Origin of the sequence: Streptomyces griseorubiginosus (assembly GCF_017614965.1) — a bacterium.
Taxonomy (GTDB): domain Bacteria; phylum Actinomycetota; class Actinomycetes; order Streptomycetales; family Streptomycetaceae; genus Streptomyces; species Streptomyces griseorubiginosus_B.
Genome location: NZ_WVUG01000404.1, coordinates 1 through 6748, shown reverse-complemented (window position 1 = coordinate 6748; position 6748 = coordinate 1). Strand labels below are relative to the sequence as shown.

Annotated in this window: 5 protein-coding genes and 1 pseudogene; 4 read left to right on the top strand and 2 right to left on the bottom strand. The window is 72.0% G+C overall.

What is annotated here, in order from left to right:
- Positions 1–178: pseudogene (locus GRC12_RS46125) on the bottom strand (hydrolase); the annotation flags it as partial.
- 83 nt (positions 179–261) lie between these two features.
- Positions 262–1638 carry an eCIS core domain-containing protein gene (locus tag GRC12_RS40300; protein ID WP_208785421.1) on the bottom strand — a complete coding sequence of 459 codons (1377 nt, stop codon included), beginning with the start codon at positions 1636–1638 and terminating at the stop codon, positions 262–264.
- Between the two features lie 318 nt (positions 1639–1956).
- Between GRC12_RS40300 and GRC12_RS40295 the strand changes: the two genes are divergently transcribed.
- Genes GRC12_RS40295 through GRC12_RS40280 form a run of 4 tightly spaced genes read left to right on the top strand, consistent with a single transcriptional unit; the run spans position 1957 to position 4730 of the window.
- A complete protein-coding gene (locus tag GRC12_RS40295; RefSeq protein WP_208785420.1) occupies positions 1957–3552 on the top strand; it encodes a phage tail sheath subtilisin-like domain-containing protein in 1596 nt (531 codons plus the stop codon).
- A 58-nt stretch (positions 3553–3610) separates the two neighbouring features.
- Entirely contained in the window at positions 3611–4054 is a 444-nt protein-coding gene (locus GRC12_RS40290; RefSeq protein ID WP_132856017.1) for a phage tail protein, read from the top strand.
- Complete coding sequence (locus GRC12_RS40285) at positions 4054–4575, top strand: hypothetical protein (protein ID WP_208785419.1); 522 nt, start codon at positions 4054–4056, stop codon at positions 4573–4575. Before GRC12_RS40290 ends, GRC12_RS40285 begins: the two co-directional genes overlap by 1 nt.
- Complete coding sequence (locus GRC12_RS40280; RefSeq protein ID WP_165955043.1) at positions 4572–4730, top strand: DUF6760 family protein; 159 nt, start codon at positions 4572–4574, stop codon at positions 4728–4730. Before GRC12_RS40285 ends, GRC12_RS40280 begins: the two co-directional genes overlap by 4 nt.
- The last annotated feature ends 2018 nt before the right edge of the window (positions 4731–6748 follow it).

The window sequence follows — 6748 nt, the reverse complement described above, 5'->3', positions numbered from 1 at the left end:
CCGGATACAACCGCAACGACTGCGGCTCCACCCTCGTCCACGGCGCCACCGGCCCCACCGGCTCGAACCGGTACTCGTCCACCACGTCACCGGTATTACGCAACCGCAACCGCACACGTGTACTGCCGCCCGGGTCCACAGTCGCGGAGGCGGGTTCCAGGGAAGTCCACAGGCTCACGCCATCACGCTAGGGGTGGGGAGCGGTGCCGGTCAGGAGGCTTTGGGGCACACCCGGTGACCGGCGGGGCAGAGTCGTGGTGGTCAGTCCTTCAGCTCGTCGAGTCCGGGCTTCGCCCGGGGCCCCGTCGAGTACGGCCGGAGGGTCATCACCTGCGGGGGGTCGCCGGCCATCTGCTGGAACTGGGCCAGGCTCACCCTGAGTTCGACGTTCCCGTAGTTGGGGTCCTTGTAGCTGACGACCCGGTTCGCCGGGTCGTAGGAGTCGATGAGGACGGCGTGGACGGTGCTGTCCATCTTGTCCGTCCGCTGGGTGAAGTCGACCACCGGGCCCTCGTCGCCCGCCTTCGGCTTGTACCGCCGCCGGATACCGGCGTAGCAGGGCAGAGCCTGGTTCTCGATGGCGAGCCGCACGTCGTTGAGGTCCTGCTGCGCGTCGATCACGGCGGGCGCGGTGTCGAGGAGCTTGCTGACCTCGTCACCGGCCGCCCCCACCTTCTGCACCAGCTTCCCGGCACGGTCGAACGCCTTGACGTAGACCTCGTGGATCGACTCGTACTGTGCCTTGCCGTCCTGGAACTCCAGTTTGTCCAGCGAGGCTTCCGACCCGATGGACCGGCGAGCGAAGGCCGCGACCTCGTCACGGGTGATGTCCTCGGAGTTCTGGTGGTGCTGGCGCCACCTCTCGAGCGTGCGCACCATGGCGCCCAGGGACTCGGCCGTCATCATGACCGCGAGTTCGCGGCCGTTGACGGTGTTCCCCCTCGCCTTCTCCTCCTTCAGCCGCTGGTCGCGGTCCTCCGTGGACGGGTAGGCCCGCATCGCCACGGACAGCGCCTGCACGGGCAGTCCGTGGTACTCGGCGATGGCCTCCAGGACGTAGAGCCAGCAGGACGGGCCCTGCTGCACGGCCAGTCGGGTGACCCGCTGCACGACCGGGTTCGCCGCGGGCGCGGCGGGTGCCGTCGCCGGCATGCGCTGCACCTGCGGCACCGGGGCGCTCATCACGCGCCGGGCGTTGTCCACCGCCCGGCGTTCCCCGGAGTCGTTCACGTCGGAGACCCGCACCCCGGAGCCGTTGTCCGTCCCGGGGACCGGGCCGGCCATCTGGTCCTGGTAGTGGGTCAGTTCGTGGGCCCAGTCCTCCTTGGTCATGGTGTCGCCGACCACCACGTTGGGCCCGGAGGTGTAGGCCTTGGCCTGCAACTGCACGGCCGACTCACGGGCCAGGGAGCCGGTGTGCACCCGCACACCGCTGAAGTCGGCGCCGCCGAACCGGGTCTCCATCTCGTTGCGCAGCCCCGGATCCATGGGCTGCCCCGGGGAACGCACCACATCGTGCACCAGGGCCCGGCGTTGCACGGACGGCACATGCCCGCACCCCGCGTCGTGCTGGTGCCGCTCCTCGGCCACGGCCATGGACACGGCGGCGTTGCCGGCGAGGCGCTGGAGGTCCAGCATGCGCTGCGCTGTCGTACCCGGCGCCTGGACCGGGCGAGCCCTGTGCTGCTCGCCGTCCTCGTGGCCCCGTGTCCCCTGTGCGCGCACGGCGCTCCCCTCATCGCTGGCCGACTGGCCCTCCAGCGTTATCGGGCGACCCCGGGCACGGGAAGGACTCAAAGGGCAGAACCGGGGGCAGCATCGCGGGCCGGGGCCGACCGGACTGCCCTTGGGGGCAAGGGAGTTGCCCGAGGTCCGGCACCGCAGGCCGTTTCCCGGGGGCTTGCGCGCGCGTGAGGCTGAGGGCGTTCCTGTCTCGTACCCCGAGGAGAGCAGAGCATGCCGTCCTACCTGTCGCCCGGCGTCTACGTCGAGGAGGTGGCCAGCGGCTCGCGCCCCATCGAAGGGGTGGGCACGTCGGTCGCGGCCTTCGTGGGGCTCGCCCCGACCGGTCCGCTCGACGAGCCGACACTGGTGACCAACTGGAGCCAGTACGTCGCGAGCTTCGGTGAGTTCACCGACGGGTACTACCTCGCGCACTCGGTCTACGGCTTCTTCCAGAACGGCGGCAGCGCCGCGTACGTCGTGCGCGTGGGCGGTTCCGCCGACGACGCCGCGGCCGCGGCCGGCACCGCCCCCGCCGCCGTGACCGGCTCCGCCGCCAAGGCCGCGCTGCCGGCGGCCGAGCCGAAGCAGATCGGCACGTTCTCCGTGACGGCCATCGCCTCCGGCAGCAACGGCTCGCTGAGCGTCGAGGTCGCCGACCCGGAGGGCGAGGGCCCGGCGGAGCGGTTCAAGCTGATCGTCAAGGACGGCGACAAGGCCGTCGAGAGCTTCGACGTGACCGCCAAGAAGGGCGGCCGCAACTATGTGGTCACGCAGGTGAAGGAGCGCTCGAAGCTCATCACCGTGACCGAGGCCGCGCCGGCCGCGCAGCTGGTCCGCCCGGACAACCAGACGGTGGCCCTCGCGGCCCCGGCGCCCGCGCCCGCCGTACCGGACAAGGCCGTCGAGAACGGCTCGCACCCCGGTCCGGCCCAGTACCTCGGCGACTCCGCGGACCGTACGGGCTTCGGCGGTCTGGAGGCCGTGGACGAGATCTCCATGGTCGCCGTGCCCGACCTGATGGCCGCCTACCAGCGCGGCGCGATCGACCTGGAGGCCGTCAAGGCCGTCCAGCTGGGTCTGATCGCGCACTGCGAGCTGATGGGCGACCGCGTCGCGGTCATCGACCCCCCGCCGGGCCTGAACGCCCGTCAGATCCGGGTCTGGCGACAGGAGACGGCCGGCTACGACTCCAAGTACGCGGCCCTGTACTACCCCTGGATCAAGACCTTCGACCCCGCCAGCGGCTCCTCCCGGCTGATCCCGCCGAGCGGTCACGTGGCCGGCATCTGGGCCCGCAACGACTCCGAGCGCGGTGTGCACAAGGCGCCCGCCAACGAGGTCGTCCGCGGCGCGGTGGACCTGGAGATCCAGATCACCCGCGGTGAGCAGGACCTGCTCAACCCCATCGGCGTCAACTGCATCCGCGCCTTCCCGGGCCGGGGCATCCGCGTCTGGGGCGCCCGCACCCTCTCCTCCGACCCGGCCTGGCGCTACCTGAACATCCGCCGGTACTTCAACTACCTGGAGGAGTCGATCCTGATCGGCACCCAGTGGGTGGTGTTCGAGCCGAACGACCACGCCCTGTGGGCCCGGATCCGGCGCAACATCTCGGCGTTCCTGGTCAACGAGTGGCGCAGCGGCGCCCTGTTCGGCCAGCGGCCCGAGGAGGCGTTCTACGTCAAGTGCGACGAGGAGACCAACCCGCCGGAGTCGGTCGACGTCGGCCGGGTCGTCTGCGAGATCGGCATCGCGCCGGTCAAACCGGCCGAGTTCGTGATCTTCCGGCTGGCCCAGTTCTCCAGCGGCAGCGGGGAGTTGGAGGAGTAGGCCGCGCACCGAGCCTCCGTACGGCCCTTTTCGAGACCCTTAGAAGGACAGCGAAGACATGAGTCTCCAGCCGGGTGACGCCCTCACCTCACACAATTTCGGCCTGCAGATCGACGGCGTGATGGTCGAGTACCTCGCCGAGGTCAGCGGTCTGAGCATCGAGCAGGACGTCATCACGTACCAGCAGAACACCCCGAACGGCCAGAACGTGGTCAAGAACCTGCCGGGTGTGAAGAAGAACGGCACCTGCACGGTCGTCCGCGGTATGACCCAGTCGGCCTCGTTCACCCAGTGGATCAACGAGTCGATCAGCGGCCAGATGACGACGGCCCGCAAGAACGCGTCGATCATCATGATGGACTTCCAGAACAACCCGGTGAAGCGCTACCACCTGCGCAACGCCTGGTGCAACAAGATCGACGCGAGCACGGTGAAGGCGGGCGAGGCCTCCGCGCTCACCGAGACCGTGACCATCGCGTTCGAAGAACTGGTCATCGAGTAATGCGGCGTTCGGCTGCCAGGGCCGGCGCCGCCGTCACGTACTCCGGCGCGGACGCGGCGGCGTCCGCGCCGGAGTCGGACCGGGAGCTGCCGGGGCCGGAGGCGACACCGGCCCCGGCTCCCGCGTCGGCCCCCGTGCGCCAACAGGAGTCACTGCGCACGGAGTTCCCCTTCCAGCTGCCGCGCGGGTACGTCGACGAGACGGGCACCGTCCACCGGGACGGCGTGATGCGCCTGTCGACGGCACGGGACGAGCTGGTGCCGCTGCGGGACGTCCGTGTGCAGGAGAACCCGGCGTACCTGTCGGTGGTCCTGCTCGGCCGGGTCATCACCCGTCTGGGCACACTGCCCATGGTCCACGACGGGATCGTGGAGAACATGTTCGCCTCCGACCTGGCGTTCCTGCAGGACTTCTACCGCCAGATCAACGCGGAGGGGCACACCCGGGCGGCGGTCCGGTGTCCGCACTGCTCGGAGCCCTTCGAGGTGGAACTCGGCGGGAGCCGCCTGGGGGAATCGTGACGTACGCGACCGACCGGCTGCACGAGGAGATCGCGTACGTCGCCTACCACTTCCACTGGAGCATGGACGAGATCCTGGACCTGGAGCACCACGACCGCCGCCGCTTCACGGACGAGATCGCATCCCTGGTGACCCGGGCCGGGGCGGAGGGCTGAGCGGTGGGGTTCCTGGACCGGTTGCGGAAGCGGACCGAAGGCGCCGACGTGCCTCGGGTCGAGGTCACGGCTGACGGTGACGGTGCTGTGCGGGCGGTGGAGCCCGCGTCTCCTTCGTCCGCCGCGCACACCCCGGCGCGACCCGTCGTGGCCGCCTCATGGCCGGGGTTGCCGCCGATTCAGCGGGCCGTGGTGCCCGGACGGGCCGAGGTGGCGGACGCCGGGTTCGGGGGGCGGTTGCCGACCTGGCAGAACCCGTCGTTCGCGGGTACGGCCTCCCCTGCGGTGCTGGACGGACGCGCGAGCGCGAGCCTCGGCGGTGACGCGCCGCGTACGGCCGTGGGCCGGCCGGTGCCGGGCCTCGAACGCCACGCCGGCGCCCTGCCCCTGGCCGACCTCACCCCGGTGCAGCGCACTCCGGCGGTACCGCTGCGGGCGCTTCCGGCGCGGGAGTCGGGGACGGGAGCGGGGACTGGGACGGGGATGCGGAGCGCGGCAGTACCGACCTCCGGTTCGGGCAACGGGGAACAGGCCCCGGCCCCCTCGGCGTCGGCTCGTGCACCCCAGTGGCGGGCGACTCGGACACAGGCCGCCGCCGCAGCGCCGCGCCCAGCTCCCGGGGTCCGGGTGACCCCGGTACCGGCCGCTTCTTCGTCGTCTCCACCGAGGTCCCTGACGAAGGCCCGGACCGGGACACCGGCCGTACAGCGGCGGACCCTGCCGGTCGCCCGACAGACTTCGACGGCTGTGAGCGAGTCGGCGTCGGCACCAACTGACAGTGGCGCAGGCCAAGTTGCACCTGTGCCGACAGGGTCCTCCTCACCGGCCGGGACGGTCCCGCACGACGGTGGCGTGGGGACATCGGTTCAGCGAACGCCGGCCGGTCCGGCTTCTGGGCACACCAGGGCCGTCACGGGTGCCGAGCCATCTGGTCCTGTACGGGGCCCCGGTCGGCCTTCCGGTGTCGCGCCGGATGCGCCTGCCCAGGGGCGGCCCACGCACCGGAGCTCGTCCAGCGGCGGCACCGTCACGCCGTCCACGCCCCCGCGCACCCCGGCGATCCCGGCATCCCCCGCCGTCCAACGCCGCGCGGCCTCCGGCGCGGACCGTCCCCGGTCCTCCTCGAACGACGGCGGCGGTACGGCACCTCCGGCCCCCGGCGGCTCACGCCCCCCGTCCAGCGACAACGGCGGCACGGCACTCCCAGCCCCCGGCGGTTCACGCTCCTCGTCCAGCGACAGCGGCGGTACGGCGCTCCCGGCACCGGCAGCCGTCCAACGGGCCCGCGCGACGACTGCGAATCTCAGCGCGCCTGGCGCCCCGGCACCGTCTCCATCCCAGCCGCCGTCCGTCAACACACCGGCCGGCCAGGCCGACGCTTCGCCCCCCGCGCCTCCGGTCGACGTACAGCGCACGGGGGCCGCCGCACCCACCGTTCCATCCGGAACACGGCCGACCACTCCTGCCATGGGCGTCCCCACGGGAGCCCCCGTGCAGCGGGCGGGGGGTGCTTCGAACTCGAGCCCCATGTCCGTCCAGCGCACGGTGGCCGCGCCTGCCCCGCACCGGCCGGGACCGACGACGACCAGCGCACCCACCCAGACGCAGAACTCTTCCGGAGCCCCGGTCCAGGGCAGCGGGCCGACTGGCCCCATCGCCGGCACCCCTGCATCACCCCCGGTGCAGCGTGCCACGGCTCCAGCGCACCAACCGCGCACAACGCCGGATACGAACTCCACGTCGCCCCAGCACGCGCCGACCACACCGGCGTCGCACCTGCCGACGCCCCCGTCGAGCACCGCGCCGACACACACCCCGAGCCCCACCCAGCACACCGAGCCGGCCGGCACCGCTACCGGCTCCCCGGCAGCGCCCTCCGTACAGCGGGCTCCGACCACCGCGTCCACGGCACACCGGCCAGGGGCGCCGTCGAGCACAACGCCCACGAACGCCCCGCGCCCCGCCGCACCCGCCACCGCGCATCGGCCGAAGACGGCGTCGACCGCGGATCCCACGCC

Excerpts from the sequence above, each read along its gene's own strand:
- GRC12_RS40285 (WP_208785419.1), top strand. The coding sequence starts at position 4,054 with ATGCGGCGTTCGGCTGCCAGGGCCGGCGCCGCCGTCACGTACTCCGGC.
- GRC12_RS40300 (WP_208785421.1), bottom strand. The coding sequence starts at position 1,638 with ATGCTGGACCTCCAGCGCCTCGCCGGCAACGCCGCCGTGTCCATGGCC.
- GRC12_RS40290 (WP_132856017.1), top strand. The coding sequence starts at position 3,611 with ATGAGTCTCCAGCCGGGTGACGCCCTCACCTCACACAATTTCGGCCTG.
- GRC12_RS40295 (WP_208785420.1), top strand. The coding sequence starts at position 1,957 with ATGCCGTCCTACCTGTCGCCCGGCGTCTACGTCGAGGAGGTGGCCAGC.